Source organism: Pseudonocardia thermophila (assembly GCF_900142365.1).
Classification (GTDB): Bacteria; Actinomycetota; Actinomycetes; order Mycobacteriales; family Pseudonocardiaceae; genus Pseudonocardia; species Pseudonocardia thermophila.
The window spans coordinates 94,044-115,904 of record NZ_FRAP01000005.1; the positions used below are offsets into that span (position 1 = coordinate 94,044).

Annotated in this window: 20 protein-coding genes, 1 tRNA gene and 1 pseudogene; 9 read left to right on the plus strand and 13 right to left on the minus strand. The window is 73.6% G+C overall.

From position 1 onward, the window contains the following. From BUE41_RS08245 to BUE41_RS08255, 3 genes and pseudogenes are all read right to left on the minus strand, one after another. Positions 1–270 (minus strand): DUF2277 domain-containing protein, encoded by a 270-nt coding sequence (locus tag BUE41_RS08245; RefSeq protein WP_073456410.1) that lies wholly within the window; start codon positions 268–270, stop codon positions 1–3. Between the two features lie 26 nt (positions 271–296). Continuing rightward, on the minus strand, positions 297–968 hold the full coding sequence (locus tag BUE41_RS08250) for a PIG-L deacetylase family protein (RefSeq protein WP_073456411.1): 672 nt from the start codon (positions 966–968) through the stop codon (positions 297–299). Between the two features lie 59 nt (positions 969–1,027). Then, positions 1,028–1,858, minus strand: a pseudogene (locus tag BUE41_RS08255) (acyl-CoA desaturase). Positions 1,859–2,149: 291 nt separating this feature from the next. On the opposite strand from BUE41_RS08255, the gene BUE41_RS08260 reads away from it, so the two are divergent. Then, positions 2,150–2,220 (plus strand) — tRNA-Gln (locus BUE41_RS08260). A 191-nt stretch (positions 2,221–2,411) separates the two neighbouring features. Here the strand turns inward: BUE41_RS08260 and BUE41_RS08265 are convergent. After that, positions 2,412–2,852, minus strand: a complete 441-nt coding sequence (locus BUE41_RS08265) for an OsmC family peroxiredoxin (RefSeq protein WP_073456412.1) — start codon at positions 2,850–2,852, stop codon at positions 2,412–2,414. Between the two features lie 339 nt (positions 2,853–3,191). On the opposite strand from BUE41_RS08265, the gene glmU reads away from it, so the two are divergent. Further along, positions 3,192–4,667, plus strand: coding sequence for a bifunctional UDP-N-acetylglucosamine diphosphorylase/glucosamine-1-phosphate N-acetyltransferase GlmU (gene glmU, locus BUE41_RS08270; RefSeq protein WP_073456413.1), 1,476 nt, complete (start codon positions 3,192–3,194; stop codon positions 4,665–4,667). A gap of 14 nt (positions 4,668–4,681) precedes the next feature. Next, the gene (locus BUE41_RS08275; protein ID WP_234997070.1) at positions 4,682–5,653 is read left to right on the plus strand and encodes a ribose-phosphate diphosphokinase; all 972 of its coding nucleotides are present in this window, start codon (positions 4,682–4,684) and stop codon (positions 5,651–5,653) included. Here BUE41_RS08275 and BUE41_RS08280 read toward each other — a convergent pair whose 3' ends face one another. Beyond that, on the minus strand, positions 5,654–6,436 hold the full coding sequence (locus BUE41_RS08280) for a class I SAM-dependent methyltransferase (RefSeq protein WP_073456415.1): 783 nt from the start codon (positions 6,434–6,436) through the stop codon (positions 5,654–5,656). Between the two features lie 52 nt (positions 6,437–6,488). Here BUE41_RS08280 and BUE41_RS08285 point away from each other — a divergent pair, with 52 nt between their 5' ends. The 5 genes from BUE41_RS08285 (at position 6,489) to BUE41_RS08305 (ending at position 9,318) form a co-directional block, all read left to right on the plus strand. Continuing rightward, entirely contained in the window at positions 6,489–7,094 is a 606-nt protein-coding gene (locus BUE41_RS08285) for a TetR/AcrR family transcriptional regulator (protein ID WP_073456416.1), read from the plus strand. Between the two features lie 56 nt (positions 7,095–7,150). After that, positions 7,151–7,345 carry a hypothetical protein gene (locus tag BUE41_RS08290; RefSeq protein ID WP_073456417.1) on the plus strand — a complete coding sequence of 65 codons (195 nt, stop codon included), beginning with the start codon at positions 7,151–7,153 and terminating at the stop codon, positions 7,343–7,345. A gap of 161 nt (positions 7,346–7,506) precedes the next feature. Further along, positions 7,507–8,115 (plus strand): 50S ribosomal protein L25/general stress protein Ctc, encoded by a 609-nt coding sequence (locus BUE41_RS08295; protein WP_073456418.1) that lies wholly within the window; start codon positions 7,507–7,509, stop codon positions 8,113–8,115. Between the two features lie 11 nt (positions 8,116–8,126). After that, positions 8,127–8,720, plus strand: coding sequence for an aminoacyl-tRNA hydrolase (gene pth / locus BUE41_RS08300; RefSeq protein WP_073456419.1), 594 nt, complete (start codon positions 8,127–8,129; stop codon positions 8,718–8,720). A 67-nt stretch (positions 8,721–8,787) separates the two neighbouring features. Next, a complete protein-coding gene (locus tag BUE41_RS08305) occupies positions 8,788–9,318 on the plus strand; it encodes a DUF6069 family protein (protein WP_084754592.1) in 531 nt (176 codons plus the stop codon). A 41-nt stretch (positions 9,319–9,359) separates the two neighbouring features. Here BUE41_RS08305 and BUE41_RS08310 read toward each other — a convergent pair whose 3' ends face one another. Further along, a complete protein-coding gene (locus tag BUE41_RS08310) occupies positions 9,360–11,012 on the minus strand; it encodes a fatty acyl-AMP ligase (protein WP_073456420.1) in 1,653 nt (550 codons plus the stop codon). A 46-nt stretch (positions 11,013–11,058) separates the two neighbouring features. Here BUE41_RS08310 and BUE41_RS08315 point away from each other — a divergent pair, with 46 nt between their 5' ends. Beyond that, positions 11,059–12,405, plus strand: coding sequence for a dipeptidase (locus BUE41_RS08315; protein ID WP_073456421.1), 1,347 nt, complete (start codon positions 11,059–11,061; stop codon positions 12,403–12,405). A 268-nt stretch (positions 12,406–12,673) separates the two neighbouring features. Here the strand turns inward: BUE41_RS08315 and BUE41_RS08320 are convergent, their stop codons facing one another. The 7 genes from BUE41_RS08320 to BUE41_RS08350 form a co-directional block, all read right to left on the minus strand. After that, on the minus strand, positions 12,674–14,167 hold the full coding sequence (locus BUE41_RS08320; protein ID WP_073456422.1) for a glycosyltransferase family 39 protein: 1,494 nt from the start codon (positions 14,165–14,167) through the stop codon (positions 12,674–12,676). A 93-nt stretch (positions 14,168–14,260) separates the two neighbouring features. Beyond that, positions 14,261–16,066 carry an ABC-F family ATP-binding cassette domain-containing protein gene (locus tag BUE41_RS08325; protein ID WP_073456423.1) on the minus strand — a complete coding sequence of 602 codons (1,806 nt, stop codon included), beginning with the start codon at positions 16,064–16,066 and terminating at the stop codon, positions 14,261–14,263. Continuing rightward, positions 16,066–17,028, minus strand: a complete 963-nt coding sequence (locus BUE41_RS08330; protein WP_073456424.1) for a 4-(cytidine 5'-diphospho)-2-C-methyl-D-erythritol kinase — start codon at positions 17,026–17,028, stop codon at positions 16,066–16,068. The genes BUE41_RS08325 and BUE41_RS08330 overlap by 1 nt, the downstream gene beginning before the upstream one ends. Before the next feature lie 49 nt (positions 17,029–17,077). Further along, positions 17,078–18,571, minus strand: a complete 1,494-nt coding sequence (locus BUE41_RS08335; protein ID WP_073456425.1) for a DHA2 family efflux MFS transporter permease subunit — start codon at positions 18,569–18,571, stop codon at positions 17,078–17,080. Continuing rightward, on the minus strand, positions 18,553–19,116 hold the full coding sequence (locus tag BUE41_RS08340) for a PadR family transcriptional regulator (protein ID WP_234997071.1): 564 nt from the start codon (positions 19,114–19,116) through the stop codon (positions 18,553–18,555). The genes BUE41_RS08335 and BUE41_RS08340 overlap by 19 nt, the downstream gene beginning before the upstream one ends. Before the next feature lie 94 nt (positions 19,117–19,210). Further along, positions 19,211–20,059 carry a 16S rRNA (adenine(1518)-N(6)/adenine(1519)-N(6))-dimethyltransferase RsmA gene (gene rsmA, locus BUE41_RS08345; RefSeq protein WP_073456426.1) on the minus strand — a complete coding sequence of 283 codons (849 nt, stop codon included), beginning with the start codon at positions 20,057–20,059 and terminating at the stop codon, positions 19,211–19,213. A gap of 34 nt (positions 20,060–20,093) precedes the next feature. Beyond that, positions 20,094–21,668 (minus strand): transglycosylase family protein, encoded by a 1,575-nt coding sequence (locus tag BUE41_RS08350; protein WP_143172041.1) that lies wholly within the window; start codon positions 21,666–21,668, stop codon positions 20,094–20,096. Positions 21,669–21,861 lie beyond the last annotated feature (193 nt).

The window sequence follows — 21,861 nt, forward strand, 5'->3', positions numbered from 1 at the left end:
TCAGCGGCCGTAGCGCAACGCGGCCCGTTCACGGGCCTTCGCCGCCTCCACCTCGCGGTTCTTCGGCGGGGCCGTGGTGACGAGCGAGTCGAGCAACTCGCGGGTGGCCGCCTCGACGGCCGCGACAGCGCGGGCGAACGCCGCCTCGTTGGCCTGGGACGGCTTCGTCGAGCCGCTGATCTTGCGCACGTACTGCAGTGCGGCGCCGCGGATCTCCTCGTCGGTGGCCGGCGGATCGAAGTTGTGCAGGGTGCGGATGTTGCGGCACATGCGGTCGATCGTGCCCTAGTCTCCCCCTAGTCCGCCGGGTCGACGCCGGAGAGCGGGGCGACCGACAGCAGCAGCTTCGAGACGTGGAACGCCTCGGCGTAGCGGGCCCGGCACTGCACGCCGCGGGCCCGGGCGATCCCGCCGAAGGCTTCCGCGTCGAACCAGTTGCGGTCGCGCTGCGATCCGTAGTGCTCGTGCAGCTTGGTGATCTTCTCGCGCAGCACCGGCTCGGCGAGCGGCAGGAAGACGTTGACGCGAGCGATGTCACCGCCCCAGGTCAACATCTCGTAGCCGAGGGTGAGGTGATCGCGGAAGACCGTGGGCACGAGCTCAGCGAGCACCTGGTGGTCGGGATGGGTGTCGCCGGGCGCCGGTGCGAAGATCACGTCGGGGTCGACGTGCGCGCGCAGCTCCTCCAGCACGAGCTTGGCCCGCTCCCAGCGGACCGGCAGCCGCCCGTCCGGCAGATCGAGCACGGTCAGCTCCAGCCGGGCGCCGGGGCAGAACGCGGCGAGCGCGGAGCGCTCCTCCTCCTCGCGGAGCGAACCGCCGCCGGTCAGGACCATCGCCGACACCGCCACCCCGGGGTGGGCACGGCACAGCTCCAGCAATGCACCGCCAGCTCCGATGGCGATGTCGTCACAGTGAGCGCCGAGCAGGAGGATCCGATCCACCCGCTCAGGGACGAGGCTCAGCACCTGTGTGGCCGATGCGCTGCGTACACAGCGTCATTCTTCCACGCAGAAGCCGATCGAGGTCAGTCCGAAGCGCGCAAACGCGCCCATCGGGTCGGAGTCGGCCGGCGGACGTCCCAGTCCCATCCGAGCTCCTCGAACAGCCAGATCAACCGGGCGGAGATGTCGATCTGCCCGCGCGGCACGCCGTGCCGGGCGCACGTCGGGTCGGCGTGGTGCAGGTCGTGCCACGACTCCCCCATGGACAGGATCGCCAACAGCCAGAAGTCCACCGACCGGTCACGGGTGCGGAACGGGCGCCGCCCCCACATGCGGGGGACCGAGTTGATCGACCACGTGATGTGGTCGGACAGGACCAACCGCACCAACCCGCCCGAGAGGAACCCGGTGACCGCGCCCTGCCACGACCTCGTGATCAGCCCGCCGACGAGCGCGGGCAGCAGCAGGCTGAGCGTCACCCACGGCCGAAGGTGCGTGCCACCTCCACGATCGCGGAGTCGGCGAGCAGGTCGGGGATGAACCGCTTGTGGTTGGTCTCGGCGCGGTCGAAGAACCAGCCCAGGTGGGCGTGCAGGAAGCCCTTCGCGACCGCCAGCGCCGACGGACCGTGCAGCCACGGCGAGTGCGGATCGCCCTCCCGGTCGGCAGAGGCGTGGTGGCGGCGGTGGTCGGCCACCCGGTCGAGCACGTTCCCCTGGATCGCGCACGAGCCCGAGATCGCCATCGCGATCCGCAGCCACTTCTTCGCCTTGAACGACGTGTGCGTGGAGTGGCGGTGGAAACCGACCGTGATGCCAGGACCGTCGGCACGGAGAACGCCACCAGCAGCACCAGGTCGTGCCGGCCGACCCCCAGCCCCACCCCAGCGGGACGACCGCGACCAGCGCGACCATCGGTGCCACCACGAAGACGTAGACGAGCACGTGCTGCGGGGTGGGACGGCGCCCGGAGATCACCGGGTTCGGGCCCGACGTGAGCGGGTCGGGTCGCACCCCGGCCGCGGTCGGCGATGCGGACCTCGATCTCTTCCGAGGGTGGATGGGCCGCCTCTCGGTCGGGCCGAGATCAGGCGATCCCGACCAGCTCGGGCACCCCGGAGAAGCAAGATCCTTTCGATCATCGGGGGCCACGGTGGACATGCGCGCGCAGGCCCGTCCTGCACGCGTGCCAGGATGAGGGTCCGGTCCGCCGTGGTGTAATGGCAGCACCTCAGATTTTGGTTCTGATGGTCCAGGTTCGAATCCTGGCGGCGGAGCGCATTCCCCCCGCCGATCGACGACCGGGCCCGAACAGCCCACGGGGCGGGCCCGCTGTGCGGAACCCGCCCCGTCGGACGTGTCTGCTCGCCGAGTTCAGCGACCGTGCGGTCGCGGCTGCGGCGGTGCGGGCGGACGCCCGTTCCCGGTGCAGTTCATGACTTCCTTCCTTGCTCTCCCCTCCGGCCGGTCACCGTTCGAGACCGGCGTCCAACGTGATCGTGGTGCCGGTGAGGGCCTTGCTCACCGGGCACGCCGCCTTCGCGGCCTCGGCGGCGCGCAGGAACGCGGCCTCGTCCAGCCCGTCGACCTCACCGCGCACGGTCAGGGCGATGCCGGTGATCGCGAAGCCGCCCGCGGGGTCGGGGCCGAGGGTGACGTCGGCTGTGACGTCGAGGGACTGCGGGGTGCCGCCCGCCTCGCCGATGAGCGCCGAGAGCTGCATGGCGTAGCAGGACGAGTGCGCCGCGGCGATGAGCTCCTCCGGGCTGGTGGTGCCGCCTGCGTCGTCGGCGGCCCGCTTCGGGAAGCTCACGTCGAAGGTGCCGACCCCGCTACTCGTCAGCTCGACCTGGCCGGCGCCCTCCTGCAGCGTTCCGTTCCAGGCCGTGCGTGCGGTGCGTGTGGGCATGGGGTCCCCTCCGTCGCGGACTCGTCTGTGGCGTACGACCCATGTGGTCCGTACTACCCGTAAGACGGGATGACCATGCCCGGGGTTACGTGGTATGAGCCGACAGGGCATCGATCGACGGCGAACGGTCGAATGTGCCGCTCATCGGCGTCGAGCGCACGGCTCCCACCCGTCCGGGCGTACCGCTCGTCGAGCGCCCGGACGGCGGTTGACATGACACGGACCGTCGCAGCGTCGATACAACGAGTGACCATCGGTCGGGGATGCGCCCCCGGGCCCGGTCGTCGGCACGACGTAGGATCGCCGCAGTCCATCGCAGCGCGACGAGGGAGCGGCCCCATGCCCGACCCGACCGGAGCCGACCCCACCACCGGGGAGTCCGACCGGCCGGCCGCCGTCATCGTCCTCGCCGCCGGTGAGGGCACGCGCATGCGTTCGGCCACGCCGAAGGTGCTGCACCGGATCGCCGGCCGCAGCCTGCTCGGGCACATCGTCCACACGGTGGCCGGGCTGCGCCCCGAGCACCTGGTTGTGGTCGTCGGCCACGGTGCCGACCAGGTCCGCGCGGAGATCGACGCGCTCGTGGCCGAGCTGGGCCGTCCCGTCACTGTCGCGGTGCAGGAGAAGCGGCTGGGCACCGGGCACGCGGTCGGCTGCGGGCTCGAGGCGCTGCCCGCCGGTCTCGCCGGCCCGGTCGTGGTGACCTACGGCGACACGCCGCTGCTCGGCGCCGCCACGCTGCGCACGCTCGTCGGCGACGACGCGCCGGTCTCGGTGCTCACCACCGAACTGGCCGACCCCACCGGGTACGGCCGGATCGTGCGCGCTGCCGACGGCTCGGTCGCCGCGATCGTCGAGCAGGCCGACGCCACGCCGGAGCAGCTGGCGATCACCGAGGTCAACGCCGGGGTCTACGCCTTCGACGCCGCGTTCCTGCGCTCCGGGCTGGAGCGGCTGGACACCGCGAACGCGCAGGGCGAGCTCTACCTCACCGACCTGGTCGGGATCACCGCCGCGGACGGCCGCCCGGCCCGTGGGGTGCGCTGCGCCGACGACTGGGAGGTCCGCGGCATCAACGACCGCGTCCAGCTCGCGGAGCTGCGCGCCGAGCTCAACCGCCGGCTGCTCGTGGGCTGGATGCGGGCCGGGGTCACCGTCGTCGATCCCGCGACGACGTGGGTGGACGTCCAGGTGGAGCTGGGGCAGGACGTGGTGCTGCACCCCGGCACCCAGCTGCACGGGGCCACCACGATCGCCGACGGCGCCGAGATCGGCCCGGACACCACGCTCACCGACTGCACCGTCGGCGAGGGCGCGACGGTGGTCCGCACCCACGGCACCGGCGCGGAGATCGGGCCGCGTGCGACCGTCGGCCCCTTCACCTACCTGCGCCCCGGAACCAAGCTCGGCGAACGCGGCAAGCTCGGCGCGTTCGTCGAGGCGAAGAACGCCGAGATCGGCACCGGCAGCAAGGTGCCGCACCTGACCTACGTCGGGGACGCCACGATCGGCGAGTACTCCAACATCGGCGCGTCGTCGGTGTTCGTGAACTACGACGGCGTCAACAAGCACCGCAGCCGGATCGGCTCGCACGTGCGCACCGGATCGGACAACACGTTCGTCGCCCCGGTCACGATCGGCGACGGCGCGTACACCGGGGCGGGCACGGTCGTCCGGGAGGACGTGCCCCCCGGCGCTCTGGCAGTGTCGGCGGGGCAACAACGCAACATCCTGGGTTGGGTGGAACGAAAACGGCCGGGAACCCCGGCCGCTGACGCGGCGCGCGCAGCGTCGTCGGTGGACGAGGAGAACTGATCAGCGTGAGCTCGATGTCGGCGACCGCCAAGAAGAACCTCATGCTCTTCGGGGGTCGTGCGCACCCGGAGCTGGTCGAGCAGGTGGCCAAGCACCTCGACGTCACCGTGACCCCGCAGTCGGTCTACTCCTTCGCCAACGGCGAGATCTTCGTGCGGTTCGAGGAGTCGGTCCGCGGCTGCGACGCGTTCGTCGTGCAGTCGCACTCGGCGCCGATCAATGACCAGATCATGGAGCACCTGATCATGGTCGACGCGCTGAAGCGGGCCTCGGCGAAGCGGATCACGGTCGTCATGCCGTTCTGGGGCTACGCCCGCCAGGACAAGAAGCACCGCGGCCGCGAGCCGATCTCGGCGCGGCTCATCGCCGACATGTTCAAGGTCGCGGGTGCCGACCGGATCATGACCGTCGATCTGCACACGGCGCAGATCCAGGGCTTCTTCGACGGCCCGGTGGACCACCTGTTCGCGCTGCCGGTGCTCGCCGACTACGTCAAGCGCACCTACGCCGACGCCGATCTCGCCGTCGTGTCCCCGGACTCGGGGCGCGTGCGGCTGGCGGAGCGCTGGGCCGACACGCTCGGCGGCACCCCGCTGGCGTTCATCCACAAGACGCGTGATCCGCGTAAGCCGAACGAGGCGGTGGCCAACCGGGTCGTCGGCGAGATCCAGGGCCGCACCTGCGTCGTGATCGACGACATGATCGACACCGGCGGCACGGTGGTGAAGACCGTTGAGGCACTGCTCGCCGAGGGCGCCGCCGACGTGATCGTGGCGGCGACGCACGGCGTGCTCTCCGGCCCGGCGCCCGAGCGGCTGGCCAACTGCGGCGCGCGCGAGGTGATCTTCACCGACACCCTGCCGATCCCGCAGGAGAAGCGCTTCCCCAAGATGACGGTGCTCTCGATCGCGCCGCTGCTGGCCCGCGCCATCCACGAGGTCTTCGACGACGGCTCGGTGACCAGCCTGTTCGACGGAAACGCCTGATCAGGCCGGTAGCACCGCGGTGACGGCCACCGCGTCGTAGCGCATCGCGAACTCCCCGCCCACGGCGTCGACGGCCGCGCCGAGCTCGTCGAGGAGCACGGCCAGCCGGTCGGGCGGGAGCAGGTTGTGGCCGCCGTGCGTGGGCACGAGATCGAGCCAGGTGGCGCGGGTGTAGCGGACCTCGTGGTGCGCCCGCCAGCGCTCGGGTTCGCCGAACCCGGCCGCCCGCATCCCGTCCTCGACGGGACCGAGCCCGGCCTCGTACTGGGCGAGTGCGGTCGCGCCGGGGGGCAGGGCGGGCAGCTCGGGGGCGAGCCGCGCGTAGATCGCGGCGACGGCGTCGGCCAGCTCGTCCGGCGGCCGGCCGACGTTCCAGAACACCGCGATCCGCCCGCCCGGGCGCAGCACCCGCGCGGCCGCGGCGGCTCCGCGGGCGGGATCCACCCAGTGCCAGGTCTGGCCCGCGACGACGACGTCGAACGTGCGGCCCGCCGGGTCCCAGTCCTCGAACCTCGCCACCTCGGCGGAGATGCCGTGCCGCCGAGCGACCGCGAGCATCCGCTCGTCGGGATCGACGCCGAGCACCCGGCACCCGGCGGCGACGAACTGGCGGGCGGCGATGCCGGTGCCGCAGCCGACGTCCAGCACGTCCGGGCCGGGGCTCGCGGCGGCGATCCGCTCGACGAGCTCGTGCGGGTAGGCGGGGCGGGTGCGGTCGTAGCGCTCGGGGTCGATCCCGAAGGACTCGGCGACGGCGCGGTGCGCATGGGCCGGAGTGGGCATTCGCCCACTGTAGTGGGCAAGCGCCCACTCGGCCCGCCGTTATCGTGGGGCCGTGCCGACCGGGGTGAGCCTGCGCGACGCGCGGGCGCAGCTGCTCGCCGCCGCCGAGCGGGTGCTGCGGCGCGGCCCGGGCGCGCTCACCACCCGGGCGATCACCGCCGAGGCCGGCTGCGCCAAGGGGGTGCTGCACCGACACTTCACCGACCTCGACGACCTGCTCGTCGCGCTCGTGCGCGAGCACGTCGACCGGCTCGGCGAGCAGTCCGCCCGGCTGCGCGCCGCCGCGGGCCGCGACCCGGTGGTGCCCGCGGTCGCCGCCGCGCTCACCGAGTTCTTCGGTCCGGTCGCGCTCTCCGTCGTCGGGTTGATCATCGCCCGGGACGGGCTGCGGGCCCGGCTGCGCGCGGTCACTCCGACCGGGGTCCCGCTGCTGACGGAGGGCGCGGCGATGCTCGCCGGCCATCTCGCCGCCGAGCGCGAGCACGGGCGCATCGATCCCGCTGCCGACGTCGACGTGCTCGCGGCGACGCTGATCGGCACCGTGCACCTCGCGTTCGCCGGGCGGGACGGCGAACCGCCGCCGGCCGCGGAGGTCGAGCGGCTGGTGGCGGGGGTGCTCAGCCGCGTGCTCGTCGATCCCCGCACCGCTTCTCCGTAGTGCATCTCCGTAGTTCCCCGCTGGGGCCCACCGCACCGGTCGAGCAGGGTCGAGGCATGCGCTCCGCCCCCTACGACCACGGCCACAACGCCCTGCTGACGCTGTTCGCCGCCGGACCGGCCCTCGCCGTGCTGGTCCCCCGGCTCGGCGCCGTCGCGCTGCTCGCCGGGTTCCCCGCGGTGCTGCTGCTCGCGCTGGCGATGGAGGCGGTGGGCCGGCGGCGCGACCCGCAGCGGCGCCGGGCGAGTTGACTCCCCTGCGATCGGTCGCGGATCGGTCCCGTAGACTGGACAGCAGTTCCGCGGCGAGGGCGGGCGGCACCTCCGAGCCCGCCGTGATCGACGTGAGGCCAGCTCCACGGTCCTCGTCGCGTGTGCAGGCATCCACCGGAGAGAGACCGAGGAGATCCCCCGTGTCCGAGGCACGCATCGTCGCCGAGACCCGCACGGAGTTCGGCAAGGGCGCCGCCCGCCGCACCCGCCGTGCGGGCAAGATCCCCGCCGTCCTGTACGGCCACGGCACCGACCCGCAGCACCTCTCGCTGCCCTCGATCGAGTTCGCCCGCATCGTGCGCGAGCACGGCCGCAACGCGGTCGTCACCCTCGACATCGAGGGCAAGTCGCAGCTCGCGCTCACCAAGACCGTCACGGTGCACCCGGTGCGCCCGTACATCGAGCACGTCGACCTGCTCGTCATCCAGCGCGGCGAGAAGGTCGAGGTCCAGGTCCCGGTCGTCGTCACCGGCGACCCCGCGCCCGGCGCGCTCGTCACGCAGGAGCTGAACCTGCTCGACCTGGAGGCCGACGTCTCGGCGATCCCCGAGCAGATCGAGGTCTCCGTCGAGGACGTGCCCGCGGGCACCCAGATCACCGCGGGCCAGCTGACCCTGCCCGAGGGCACCACCCTCAAGACCGACCCCGAGCAGCTGGTCGTCAACGTGGTCGGCGCGACGACCGCGGACGTCGGGGACGAGGGCGCGGGCGAGGAAGCGGGCGAGGCCGAGTCCGGCTCCTCCGAGTGAGGCGCTGAGCGGTGAGTTCCCCGTCGGGCCCGGCGCTCGTGGTCGGGCTCGGCAACCCCGGCCCGGCCTACGCGGACACCCGCCACAACATCGGCTTCCGGGTGGTCGAGCTCCTCGCCTCCCGGGCTGGTGGCGGCCGGTTCAGCCGCCACCGCAAGGCCAACGCCGACGTGCTCGAGGGGCGGCTCGGCGAGCGCCGCGTGGTGCTCGCCAAGCCGCGCTCGTACATGAACCTGTCCGGCGGACCCGTCGTCGGGCTGCTGAAGTACTACTCGGTGCCGGTCGATGACCTCGTCGTCGTGCACGACGATCTCGATCTCGGCTTCGGGGTCGTGCGGCTCAAGCGCGGCGGCGGCGAAGGCGGGCACAACGGGCTGCGCTCCATCAGCGCGTCCGTGGGCTCCAAGGACTACCTGCGCGTGCGGTTCGGCATCGGCCGCCCGCCCGGCCGGCAGGACCCGGCCGACTTCGTGCTGAAGCGCTTCTCCGCGGTGGAGGCCAAGGAGCTGGACCTCGCCGTCGACCTGGCGGCCGACGCCACCGAGGCGCTGCTCGCCGAGGGCCTGGAGGCCGCCCAGAACCGCTTCCACGCGCTCACCGGGTAGCAACTCCCCAGAACGTGTACCGCCGCGTCGCTAGGCCGTTCCGGGGGATTGCCCGGAGAATGGGCCGGTGGCCGGCTACGACGACCAGACCAAGCGCATCGGTGACGGCGGATGGCCCCCGGCGGGCCGCCCGGCTTCCACACCGCAGATCAACGTGGCCAGACTCTGGTCGGGCGGCGTGGCGACCGCGGTCGTCGCCGCACTGATCGGGCTGGTCGGCCTGCTGATCGTGCGGGTGCTGCTGCAGACCGTGCCCGGTGCCGCCAACGCCGCCGAGTTCAACGACTCGGGCGCGATCTTCATCTGCTCGACCGCCGCGGTGGCCGCGCTCGTCGCCACCGGGCTGGTGCACCTGCTGCTGGGCACGCCGCGTCCGCTGGCCTACTTCGGCTGGATCGTCGGCCTGCTCACCGCGATCGCGGTGGTCGTGCCGTTCCTGTCCAGCCGGCAGATCCTGACCTCGGTCGCGCTCGCCGTGATCCACCTGGTCATCGGGATCGCCATCGGCAGCCTCGTGACCGGTGCGGCCGCGGCGGCGACGCGGCGTCCGCCGGTCCGGTCCGGCTACGACCAGGGCTGGGACGACCGCCGCTACTGACGTCCGTCCCCGGCCACCGGCCGCAGCCGGGACCGCCCGGCTCAGCTCCGGTTCGCGATCAGCTCGCGGGTGGCCGCGCGGCGCAGCTTGCCGGACGGCGTCTTCGGCAGGCTGCCCGGCCCGAGCACCACGACCTCGGCGGGCCGCACCCCGACCGCCGACACCACCCGGCTCGTGACGTCCTTGCGGATCGCGGCCTCGGCCTCGGCGTCACCGGCCCTGCGGGACTCGACGACCACGGCGAACGACTCGCGGTGCCGGTCCTCGCCCGCCGAGAGCCGCACGGCGACCGCGTTGCCGGCGCGCACGTCGGCGGCCTGGCCCGCGGCGCGCTCGATGTCGGTGGGGTAGATGTTGCGCCCACCCATGATGATCACGTCCTTGCGCCGGCCGCACACCACGACCTGCCCGTCGACGAGGTAGCCCTCGTCGCCGGTGTCGAACCAGCCCTCGGCGTCCTGGGTGGCCACGGGTCCGTCGACGGTGAGGTAGCCCGGGGTGACCGACGAGCCGCGCAGCTGCAGAACCCCGACCTCCCGCTCGCCGAGCACCCGCCCGTCGTCGCCGACCACCCGCACCTCGATGCCCGGCAGCGGCGGCCCCAGCTTCGGGAAGGCGCGACCCGTCCCGGGGACCGCGCGCCGGTGCGCCTCCAGCTGCTCGGCGTCGATCTCGTCGACCGCCAGCCCGGTCTCGACCGGCGCGAACGACACACCCAGCGCCGTCTCCGCCATCCCGTACGCGGCCAGCACAGCCTCGGGGCGCAGCCCGAACCGGGCCCCGGCCTCGACGAACGCCTGCACCGCCGCCGGGTCGATCGGCTCGGCCCCGTTGAGCGCGATGCGCAGGGTCGACAGGTCGAGCGGGCCCTCGGCGCGGGTCAGCTGCCGGGCCAGCACCGCGTAGGCGAAGTTCGGCGCGGCGGTGATCGTGCCGCCGTACTTCGAGATCAGCTCGGCCCACAGCAGCGGTCGGCCCAGGAAGTCCGCAGGGGTGACGGTGACCAGCTCCAGCGCCTTCACCATCGGGACGGTCATGAACCCGACCATGCCCATGTCGTGGAACAGCGGCAGCCACGACACCATCCGGTCCCGCTCGACGTCGAGGCGGGACACCTCGGCCATCGCGGTGATGTTCGAGTACAGGTTGCCGTGCGTGATCCGCACGGCCTTCGGCTCCGCGGTCGAGCCGGAGGTGAGCTGCAGCAGCGCGGTGTCGTCCTCGTCGGCTGCGGCCGCGTCCGGGGTGATCGAACCGGCGCCGGACAGCGAGTCGATCGTGCGGTAGGCGATGCTGTGCTCCTCCAGCACCGGCGCCAGCGCGTCGAACGGCGGGCCGAGCAGCACCAGCTGCGCGTCGATCATCTTCAGCACCGACACGGTGTCCTCGGCCCAGGCCGCCAGGTCGGTGCGCGGGGTGGGCTGGTGCAGCATCGTCACGCTGCCACCGGAGAGCCACACCGCCTGGGCGGCCGGGGCGATGGCCGCCGGCTCCCCGGCGAGCACCCCGACGGCGGAGCCGCGGGTGATCCCGGGCCGGTCGGCGGTGCCGGCCTGCAGCGCGGCGGCCATCTCGCGCGCCGTGGCGTGCACCTCTGCCCAAGTACGACGAACGGGCGCCTTGGGCTCTCCCGTGGTCATGCCGCGGTCCGTGCAGGCCGCGGCGGTGAGCAACATGTCGAGGAACCGGGACATAAGGCGAGCCTACGGCGGCGCAGGGCCGCGAGTAGCATCCGGCGGCGTGTCCCGTGACCTGCGCTCCGCCGTGTCCGCCACGATCCCGGGAGCGCGCGCCGACCTGGAACTGCTGGTGCGCATCCCCAGCATCTGGGCCGATCCGGCCCACGCCGAGGACACCCGCCGCAGCGCCGAGGCGGTCGCCGAGCTCGCCCGCGGCGCGGGGGCCGCCGATGTGTCCGTGGTCTCGGCCGAGGGCGGCGCCCCAGCGGTCGTCGCCCACTGGCCCGCGCCCGACGGTGCGCCGACCGTGCTGCTGTACGCGCACCACGACGTGCAGCCCACCGGCGGCGACGAGCTGTGGACCAGCCCACCGTTCGAGCCGACCGAGCGCAACGGCCGGCTCTACGGGCGCGGCGCCGCCGACGACAAGGCCGGCGTGATGACCCACATCGCCGCGCTGCGCGCGTTCGAGGGACGCCCCCCGGTGGGGGTCACCCTGTTCGTGGAGGGCGAGGAGGAGTCCGGCTCCCCCACCCTCACCGCGCTGCTGCACCAGCACCGCGAGGCGCTCGCCTCCGACGTGATCGTGATCGCCGACTCGTCGAACCCCTCGGTCGACGTCCCCGCGCTCACCACCCACCTGCGCGGTCTGGTCGACGTCGTCGTCGAGGTGTCGATGCTGGAGCGCCCGGCGCACTCCGGGGTGTTCGGCGGCCCGCTCGGCGACGCCCTCACCGCGCTCTGCCGCCTGCTCGCCACGCTGCACGACGAGTCCGGTGAGGTCGCGATCGAGGGGCTGGTGCGCGGCGAGGCCCCCGCGGACGTCCCCGACATGCAGGAGGAGCAGCTGCGCTCCGACGCGGCCGTCCTCGACGGCGTGAAGCTGCTCGGCGACGGCACGATCCAGGGCCGGCTGGTGCACAAACCCGCCGTCGCGGTGCTGGGGATCGACGCCCCGCGCGTCGCCGAGGCGTCGAACGTGCTGATCCCCCGGGCGCGCGCGTTCGTCAGCCTGCGGCTCGCCCCCGGTGACGACACGGCGAAGGCCCAACTCGCCCTCACCCGCCACCTCGAGGCGAACGCGCCGTGGGGCGCGCACGTGAAGGTGACCCCGGGTGGCGGCGTCGCCGAGCCGTTCTCCATCGCGACGGTCGGCCATCCGTTCGACGTGGCCCGCTCGGCCTTCGCCGCCGCGTACGACCACGACGTCGTCGAGCACGGGATCGGCGGCTCGATCCCGTTCATCGCCGAGTTCGCCCGCGCGTTCCCCGGCGCGGCCGTGCTCGTCACGGGCGTGGGCGACCCGGCGAGCCGCTGGCACGGGATCGACGAGAGTCTGCACCTGGGGATGTTCGAGCGCGCGGTCCTGGCCGAGGCGCTGCTCCTGCAGGGCCTCGCCGAGGGCTGACCCGAAGCACGCAGGACTCGCACGACCGGACGACACCGCCGGCCGAACCGCGAGACTCGCACGACTCACGGGCCGCGAGCCCGCGATCCGGCGACGAAGGAGCCGGGCGCGATCAAGAGGGCCCGCCACCTATCCGTCGACCTAGGTGGCGGGCCTCTTCGGTTCCCCAGTGCGGCGTACCCCTCGGGTCCCCCGACCCTCATCCGCAGAACCCACGTTAGTGATCGCGGGCGGCGCGGGGATCGGTCGAAAGTCCGATCCTGATCGGTCAGAGGTCCCGGACCCGGTCCCACAGCAGGTCCCACGCAACCGTGCGGCCCTGCAGCAGGAAGATCGGCGTCCCGCGGGTGAGGTTGTTGACGCGCAGCTCGTTGTCCAGCGTCCCGATCCGGGTGACGCTGCCGAACGCCGGCGCGAGCGGCCGGGGATCCCCGACCAGCAGGACGGCGCCGGAGTCCTCGGGCGGCGTCCCGAGGTACGCCGCGCCGCGCGAGTACGAGTAGCTGGGCAGGTCGGGCGCGTAGTGCTGCAGCGCCGCGTAGGTCCAGTAGTCGTCGGTGACGACGACGGCGGTGCGGGCGGTGTCGGGCAGGAGCGCGGCGTGAGCGGCGCGGACGTCGGCGACGTAGTCGGGCCAGCCGATCTCGTCGCGCTGGAAGTGGCCGATCACCAGCGGCTGGTCGGAATGGGTCTCGGCCGGGGCGACGGGCACGACGTTGAGCACCCCGAGCACGAACAGCGCCGAGGCGACGTACGTCGGCCAGGTGGGGATCCAGCGCCACCAGACGGCCGGGCGGTGGGTCTCGATGCGGCTCGCGGACATCGCCCAGACCAGCGGGAGCAGTCCGGCGACGTAGTACGGCCGCCCGCCGGTGACGAGGAAGAGCGCGGTGACGCCGAGGACGGTCACGCCGAGCCAGCGCAGCGCCGGGGCGCGCAGCAGCGCCACCTCGCCGTGGACGGTCAGCACGGTGCCGATCAGCAGGCCGCCGAGGCCCACCGCCACCGGCAGGAAGCCGAGCGCGCCGCCCGCGTATTCGCTCTCGGCGGCGACGGTCCGGGTGAACGCCAGCTGCGGCCAGCCGTTCTGCGCCTGCCACGCGAGCGTCGGCAGCGTGACGAGGACGGCGAACGCGCCACCGCCCCAGAGCGCCGGGCGGCGCAGCATCTCCCGCGGCCCGCAGATCAGCACGGCGACGAGCGCGACCGCCCAGAACGCGACGAGCAGGAACTTGATCTGCAGGCCGATCGCGGTCACGGCGCCGGCGGCCAGCAGGAGCCGGTCGTCGCGGGTTCGCACCCAGCGCACCAGCAGCAGCGTGACGGCCGTCCACACCAGTGGATCGAGGGTGGAGGTGGCGAGCAGGTGCCCGGTGCCGAGGAACGTCGGCGAGACTGCGACGGCCCCGGCGGCGACGAGCTGAGCGCGCCGGCCGCCGCCGAGCTCGCGGGCCAGCAGCGCCGCCAGCACGACGACGGCCGTGGTTGCCAGGGTGGCGGGGATGCGCAGCACGGCGACCGAGCCGGGCGCGACGGTGTCGGCGACGAGCGCCAGCAGCGGCACGAGCGGGGGCTGGTCGGCGTAGCCCCAGGCGAGGTGGTGCCCGGCGGCGACGAAGTACAGCTCGTCGCCGAAGTAGCCGTAGCGGCCGCTCACGGCGGTGAGCAGCAGGCCGACGGCCGCGGCGACGGCGAGCACCGGGCCGCGGGCGAAGGCGGGGTGGTCCTCGGCGATGGCCCGGTCGGAGGCGGTCGCGGTCATGCCCCGACGCTAGGGATGGCGGCCCTGCGGGCGGGTCAACCGATGGGTGGATCGCCGGTCCACCCCTCGTCGGCGGGCCCGCCGTCCACTGGGTCACCCCTCGGCGATCTCGGCGGCCTCCAGCCAGCGCTGCTCGACGTCCTCGCGCTCGGCGACGACCTGCTTGAGCTGCGCGTCGAGCTCCAGCAGCCGCTCGGGGTCGGTGGCGGCCGCGGCGAGCTGCTCGTGCAGCTCCGCCTCCTTCGCGGCCAGCGCCTCCATCCGCCGCTCCAGCCGGGCCGCCTCCTTGCGGGCGGCGCGCTGCTCGGCGGCGCTGGACGTGCGGCGCGGCGCCTCCTTCGCGGCCGGTGCCGGGGCTCCGGCCAGCCCGGCGGGACCGCCCTTCTCACCCTCGCGCAGCTGCAGGTACTCGTCGATGCCGCCGGGCAGGTGGGTGATCTTCCCGTCGCCCAGCAGCGCGACCACCGAGTCGCAGACCCGCTCGGTGAGGTACCGGTCGTGGCTGACGACGACGAGCGTGCCGGGCCAGCCGTCGAGCAGGTCCTCCAGACGGGCCAGCGTGTCGACGTCGAGATCGTTCGTCGGCTCGTCGAGCAGCAGCACGTTGGGCTCGGCCATCATCAGCCGGGTCAGCTGCAGCCGCCGCTTCTCGCCGCCGGACAGCTCGCCGATCGGGGTCCACTGCCGCGCCGCCGGGAAGCCCAGCCGCTCCAGCACCGACGACGCCGTGAGCTCCTGCTTCCCGATGCGCACGTACTTGGCCACCTGCTCGGTGGCCTCCAGCACCCGCAGGTCCCGGGGCAGGTCGACGAGCTCCTGGGTCAGCTGGGCGAGCTGCACCGTCTTGCCGCGGATGAGTCGGCCACCGTCGAGCGGCCGCTCCCCCGCCAGCGTGCGCAGCAGCGTGGTCTTGCCCGAGCCGTTGACGCCGACGACGCCGATCCGGTCTCCCGGACCGAGCCGCCACGTGACGCGGTCGAGCAGCACCCGGTCGCCGATGCGGACGGTGGCGTCCTCCAGCTCCAGCACGGTCTTCCCGAGCCGGTTGGCGGCGAACCCGAGCAGCTCGACGGTGTTGCGCGGCGGCGGCACGTCGGCGATGAGCGCCTCGGCCGCCTCGATCCGGTACCGCGGTTTCGACGTGCGGGCGGGCGGCCCGCGGCGCAGCCACGCCAGCTCCTTGCGGGCCAGGTTGCGCCGGCGCTGCTCGGCCGCGTCGGCCTGGCGGGCGCGCTCGGCCCTGGCGAAGATCCAGTCGGCGTAGCCGCCGAGGTAGGTCTCCACCCGCCCGTCGGCGACCTCCCAGGTGCGGGAGCAGACGACGTCGAGGAACCACCGGTCGTGGGTGACCACGACGACCGCGCAGCGGCGGGCCAGCAGGTGGCGGGCGAGCCAGCTGATGCCCTCGACGTCGAGGTGGTTGGTGGGCTCGTCGAGCACCACGAGGTCAGGATCGCCGACCAGCGCCGCGGCCAGCGCCACCCGACGCTTCTCGCCGCCGGAGAGGCCCTCCACGGGCCGGTCGAGGTCGACGATGCCCAGCCCGGCCAGGACGTCGCGGACCTTCGGGTCGGCCGCCCACTCGTGGGTGGCCGCGCCGCGCCAGTCGGCGAGCACGACGTCGCCCACGGTGGCCCCGGCCGGAAGCGCATCGGCCTGCTTGAGGTGGGTCATGTGCAGGCCGCCGACCCGGCTGACGCGGCCGCCGTCGGGCTCGCGGACGCCGGTGATGATGTCGAGCAGGGTGGTCTTGCCGCCGCCGTTGAGTCCGACGACGCCGATCCGGTCGCCGCGGTCGATGCCCAGCGAGACGCCGTCGAGCAGTACCCGGGAGGCGTCACCGGGCACGTGGGCGGTGACGGCCTCCAGGTTGACCAGGTTCTGTCCCTTCGGCGCCATCACGCACGCACCGGGGGCCAGCTCGTCGGGGGCGGGGTGGGCGGCTCGTGCTGTTCCACGATGCGGGCGCCGGGCACCGGGCCGTGCGCGACGCGCACCGTGCGGCACACGCCGACCCCGGCCAGCTCGGCGGCCACGTCGACCGCCGCCTCGGCTGAGGCGCACAGGAACGCGCAGGTGGGGCCGGATCCGGAGACGACCCCGGCCAGCGCGCCCGCGTCGACGCCGGCCCGCAGGGTTCGCCGCAGATCGGGCATCATCGACACCGCTGCGGCCTGCAGGTCGTTGCCCAGCGACAGCGCGAGCTGGCGCGGATCGCCCCCGGCGATCGCCTCCAGCACCGGCTCGACGGGCCGCTCCACCGGCGGGTTGGAGCCGCGCAGCCGATCCAGCTCCGCGTACACGGCGGGGGTGGACAGGCCGCCGCGGTGCAGCGCGATCACCCAGTGCTGGGTGTGCCGGGACAGCACCGGCACGATCCGCTCACCCCGGCCGGTGCCCAGCGCGGTGCCGCCGTAGAGCGCGAACGTGACGTCGCTGCCCAGCTCGGCGGCCAGCTCAGCCAGCTCGTCGCGGTGCAGGTCCAGCTTCCACAGGGTGGACAGCGCCAGCAGCGCCCCGGCCGCATCGGCGCTGCCGCCCGCCATCCCGCCGGCGACCGGGATGCCTTTGCGCAGCACCATCCGCACGTCGGGGTCGCGGTCGGCGCGCTCGGCCAGCACCTGCACGGCCCGCCACGCGAGGTTCGTCTCGTCGGCCGGCACCTCGGAGACGCCCTCCCCGTACACCTCGATGCCGGGGGCGTCGCTCACCGCGACCGTCACCTCGTCGAACAGCGACACGGCGTGGAACACCGTGACGAGGTCGTGGAAGCCGTCGTCGCGCAGCGGGCCGACGGCGAGATGCAGGTTGATCTTCGCTGGGACCCGCACGGTGACCGGTGGCGGCACGGCGGAGAGCACCCGTCAACACTACGACGTCGGCCCGGGACGTCCGGCGAACGACCCAGCCCTACCCGACCGCCGCGTCCGGGGTCCGCGTGGCCTTCCGGGCCGCCAGCGCGATCGGCAGGCGGAACGCCACCACGGCGACGAACCCGAGCAGCTGCACCGCCGCGGGCAGCAGGATCGAGTGCGACATGGCCGTGGCGAAGCCTTCGTGCAGGAACTCCGGCAGGTGCGTGACCCCCATCGCCTCCGCAGGCGCGCCGCCGCCGGAGGAGCCGGGCAGGTTGGCGGCGAGCTGAGCCGCGATGAGCACGGCGATCGCCGCGCTGCCCAGCGTCGAGCCGATCTGGCGTGTGGTGTTGTACACACCGGCACCGGCGCCGGCGTACTGCGGCGGCAGGTTGCGGGTGGCGGTGGTGGCCAGCGGCCCCCACACGAACGCGTTTCCGATGCCGAGCAGCAGCGTCGGCAGGATCACGGCCCAGATCGGGGTGTCCGCCCGCATGACCGCGGCCAGCCAGAACATCCCCGCTGGCATCGCGAGCATGCCGAACCCGGCGATCCAGCGCGGATGCACCCGGTCGATGAGCCTCCCGACGGGCTGCGCGATCAGGCCCGACAGGATCGCCATGGGCGCGGTGAGCAGTGCCGCGCCGGTGGGGCTGAGGCCCAGCACGCCCTGGGCGTAGAAGGTCAGCGGGAAAGCGGATGCGGTGACCGAGAACCCGACGGTCGTGATCGCCGCGTTGGCGAGGCTGAAGTTGCGGTCGCGGAACAGGTCCAGCGAGACCAGCGGCTCGGGAGTGCGGCGCTGCCAGAGCACGAAGACGGACATGACCACCACGCCGGCGGCGATCATCGTCCAGATCACGCCGTTCCAGTCGTACGACTGCCCCTCCTGGATGGCGAAGACCAGCAGGAACATGCCGACGGCGGAGAGGCCGACGCCGATCCAGTCGAACTTGCGGACGTGCGTCTCCAGCTCCGGGACCAGCCGCCAGGCGGCGATCATCCCGACGACGCCGACCGGCACGTTCACGAAGAAGATCCACTCCCAACCCAGGCCGTCGACGAGCACGCCGCCCAGCAGCGGCCCGACGAGGGTGGCCACGCCGGCGGTGGCGCCCCACAGCCCCATCGCGGCGCCGCGCGACTCCTGCGGGAAGGTCCGGTTGATCACGGCCATGGTCTGCGGGGTCATCAGCGCCGCACCGACGCCCTGCACCGCCCGCGCGGCGATCAGACCCTCGATCGAGGCCGTGAGCCCACACCACAGCGAGGCGAGCGTGAAGATCGCCAAGCCGACCAGGTAGACCCGGCGGGGCCCGAACCGGTCGCCCATCCGGCCGGTGATCAGCAGCGGGACCGCGTACGTCAGCAGGTACGCGCTGCTCACCCACACCACCGACGGCACGTCGGCGTTGAGCTCGGTCATGATCGACGGCGTCGCGATCGACACGATCGTCACGTCGACGAGAATCATGAAGAAGCCGATGACCAGCGCCCACAGCGCCGGCCACGGACTCCTCGGCGCGGCGGTCACCGCTCGTTCGGCCATGTCAGCTCCTCGTTCTCCAGCCGGGACACCAGGCGGCGCAGCCAGCCCAGCTCGGCTCGGGTCGTCTCGATCCGGAAGTCCATGTCCAGCACGTAGACCTCGGGCACGCCGCACGCGCGCGCTCCGCCGGCGATCGCCTCGTCCTCGATCAGCCCCGCCTCGACCCGGGCGATCCGGGTGCGCAGCAGCTCGATCACCTCGGCGCGCGGCAGGTGGTGCGCCTCGGCGAGGGCGACGGGCAGGCGGGGGTACTCGTTCACGGGCTCGGCGAGCGCCGTGCGCACCCACTCGCCCAGCGCCTCGCGGCCGGCGGACGTGATCGCGTAGGTGGTGCGCTCGGGGCGCGCCCCCTCGCGCTCGGTGCCCGTGGCCACGACGAATCCGGCGGCGTGCAGCCGGTCCATCGTGTGGTACAGCGAGCCGGGCTTGAGCTTCACGACCCGGTCCTCGTGCCGCTTGATCATCAGCCGGTACATCTCGTAGGGATGCATCGGCCGCTCGCAGAGCAGGGCGAGCACGCTCGTCGCAAGGGGGGTGAGCACCACGGGCCTCAGCTGTTCCACGCCGATTGTTCCGCGCGGGATATTACGCTCTTGACAGGTCAGTACCGCAAGGTGAGACCACCCACACCCCCGCAGGTCAGCGGCGAGCGGCGGCGATCCGGGCGAACGCCGCGATGTCGAGCCGCTCTGCCCGCTCGGTCGGCGGCACGCCGGCTGCCCGCAGGATCTCCTCGGCCGCGGCCGGTGAACCGGCCCAGTCGGCCAACGCCCCGCGCAGCGCCTTGCGCCGGTGCATGAACGCTGCGTCGACCACCGCGAACACCTCCTCGCGGGACGGCCCCGGCGGCGGCTCCCGCCGCTCGAACGCCAACAGCCCGGAGTCCACACCCGGCACCGGCCAGAACACCGCGCGCGGCACCGGCCCGGCGCGGCGAGCATCCGCGAACCAGGCCAGCTTCGCGCTCGGCGCCCCGTACGTGCGGCTGCCGGGCCGGGCAGCCAGCCGCTCGGCCACCTCGACCTGCACCATGACCAGGCCGCGGCGCAGCCCCGGCAGCTCCGCGAGCAGGTGCAGCACCACCGGGACCGCCACGTTGTACGGCAGGTTCGCCACCAACACCGTCGGGGCGGGCGCGGTCAGGTCCGCGGCACGCAGGCGCAGCGCGTCGGCCGCGGTCACGAGGAGCCGGTCGGCCAGCTCCGGTGCGCGCTCGGCCACCGTGCGCGGCAGCCGTTCGGCCAGCGCCGGGTCGATCTCCACCGCGTGCACCGCGGCCGCCGCGGGCAGCAGCGCGAGGGTGAGCGAGCCCAGGCCCGGCCCCACCTCCAGGACGACGTCGTCCGGCTCCAGCCGAGCCGCCCACACGATGCGGCGCACCGTGTTGGGATCGTGCACGAAGTTCTGGCCGAGCTTCTTCGTCGGCCGCAACCCCAGCTCGGCGGCGATCCCGCGCACCTCGGCGGGGCCCAGCAGCTGCGACGTCACGCGACAAGCCTGCAGGGTGGCCCGGCGGGCCGCGTCAGCGGGGCAGGCCCAGCTTGCGCGAGCAGGCCGGCCAGGCGCCGTAGCCGCCGCGGCTGTCGCGGACCTTCGTCGCCACCGCGATCTGCTCCTCGCGGCTGGCCTGGTGCGGCAGCGGGGCGAACTCGGTACCCCCGTAGGCCCGCCAGGTGCGCGCGTCGAACTGCAGGCCGCCGTAGTAGCCGTTGCCGGTGTTGATCGACCAGTTGCCGGTCGACTCGCACTGCGCCAGCCGGTCCCACACACTGCCGTCCTCGACGGGCGGCGCCTTGATCGAGTCGTTGGTCCCCAGGCGCACGATCCGCGGCTTCGGCGGGGTCAGTGCGCCGGCGCGGATCTGCTCGCGGCGCACCTCGCGCCCGTTCTCCACCCGCACGCGCATGATCGCGGTCCGCTCACCCGACCTGCCCGGTTCGACGACGATCTTCTTCCCGCGCGGCAGCGTGTCGTCCTCGCGGACCTCCTCGGACGGCGGGATCCGCTGCACCTCGACGATCTCGCCGACGCCGTTGCGGACGATCTGCACCGGCGTGCCCGGGTAGAGCGGGGCGTCCGGGGCGGGGATCGCGACGTCGTCCGGGCCGAGTTCGATGCCGCGCTCGGCCAGCAGCGCACCGACGGTGCCGGACTCGGTGACGATCTTGGCCGGGGCCGCGTTCCCGTCGGCGAGCGTGACCGAGCGGGGGATGCGCAGGATCACCTCGAGGCCGGTGAGCGGCACCTGCGCGTCCGGGGAGACCGACATCTGGATCGGCTCGGCGTCGATGCCCAGCCGGGACAGCGCCTCCCCCACGGTCTGCGCGGTGGTCCACACCTCGCGCTGCCCCGCGCCCTCGTGCAGGACGAGCCGGCGGGCCCGATCGACGATCACGTGGTCACCGGAGTCGAGCTCGGTCGGCAGGGCCGGCTCGACCCTGTCCTGCGGGCGGGCCCGCAACCCGGCCGCGGTGAGCGCGGCGGCGACGTCCGAGCCGTAGGTGTGCACGACGCGATCGACGCCGTCGATGGTCACGGTGATCGTCTTGTCGGCCGCGATCGCAGCCGCGCTGCCGCCGATGAGGGCCAGGACGACGGCCGCGACCGCGAACCGCAGCCGACCGGCCGGGGCGGGCGCCTCGACCTCGATCCGCCGGCGGCGTCCGGTCGGCGCCGGAGCGGGTTCCGGCACCACCTCGAGCGGCGGGGCGAACGGCGCGGTGAGCGGCTCGACGACGGCGATGCGGCCGGTCGAGGGCTCCTCGGCCGCCGGAATGGGCTCGACGAGCGGGAGCTCACCGGTCTGGGCGGCCGGGTCGACGCCCGGCGGATCGAGCACGGGCAGCCCGGTCGTCACCGCCGCGACCGACACGGCGACCGTCTGGCCCGAGGGGGCGAAGAACTCGGCGCCCCGCACGCCCGCGTCGATCTCGGGCAGCCGGGCGTCCCAGGCGCGGTGCAGGCCGGTGTGGCCGGACGGGGCGAACAGGTCGCCGCCGGGCAGCACGGGCAGCGCGGCGGTGCGGTCGGTGTCCGCCTCGGGGGTGAACAGCGGAGCGGAGGCAACGGGGAGCTCGGAGGCGAGCGCGAGCCTCATGCGCGCCTCGTGTCGCCGGGCGCGCGCGGAGATGTCGACCACGCGTCGGTCCTGACCTCGTCGGGCCCGGGGCGGGGAGGAGCGGTCGTCGGGGAGCGCTCCCCACCCCGGCTGGTGATCACGGAACAGTAACGGGAAGTGACCGTCGTGACCGCGTGGCGACACACCGTTGTCGCCGAACGGCCCATCCGCT

Bases quoted from the DNA above. Each gene is read 5' to 3' on its own strand.
- BUE41_RS08265 (WP_073456412.1), bottom strand. From the start codon at position 2,852: ATGCCCACACGCACCGCACGCACGGCCTGGAACGGAACGCTGCAGGAG.
- BUE41_RS08325 (WP_073456423.1), bottom strand. From the start codon at position 16,066: ATGGCGCCGAAGGGACAGAACCTGGTCAACCTGGAGGCCGTCACCGCC.
- BUE41_RS08335 (WP_073456425.1), bottom strand. From the start codon at position 18,571: ATGGCCGAACGAGCGGTGACCGCCGCGCCGAGGAGTCCGTGGCCGGCG.
- BUE41_RS08320 (WP_073456422.1), bottom strand. From the start codon at position 14,167: ATGACCGCGACCGCCTCCGACCGGGCCATCGCCGAGGACCACCCCGCC.
- BUE41_RS08280 (WP_073456415.1), bottom strand. From the start codon at position 6,436: ATGCCCACTCCGGCCCATGCGCACCGCGCCGTCGCCGAGTCCTTCGGG.
- BUE41_RS08245 (WP_073456410.1), bottom strand. From the start codon at position 270: ATGTGCCGCAACATCCGCACCCTGCACAACTTCGATCCGCCGGCCACC.
- BUE41_RS08290 (WP_073456417.1), top strand. From the start codon at position 7,151: ATGCGCTCCGCCCCCTACGACCACGGCCACAACGCCCTGCTGACGCTG.
- BUE41_RS08275 (WP_234997070.1), top strand. From the start codon at position 4,682: ATGTCGGCGACCGCCAAGAAGAACCTCATGCTCTTCGGGGGTCGTGCG.
- glmU (WP_073456413.1), top strand. From the start codon at position 3,192: ATGCCCGACCCGACCGGAGCCGACCCCACCACCGGGGAGTCCGACCGG.
- BUE41_RS08310 (WP_073456420.1), bottom strand. From the start codon at position 11,012: ATGTCCCGGTTCCTCGACATGTTGCTCACCGCCGCGGCCTGCACGGAC.
- BUE41_RS08350 (WP_143172041.1), bottom strand. From the start codon at position 21,668: ATGAGGCTCGCGCTCGCCTCCGAGCTCCCCGTTGCCTCCGCTCCGCTG.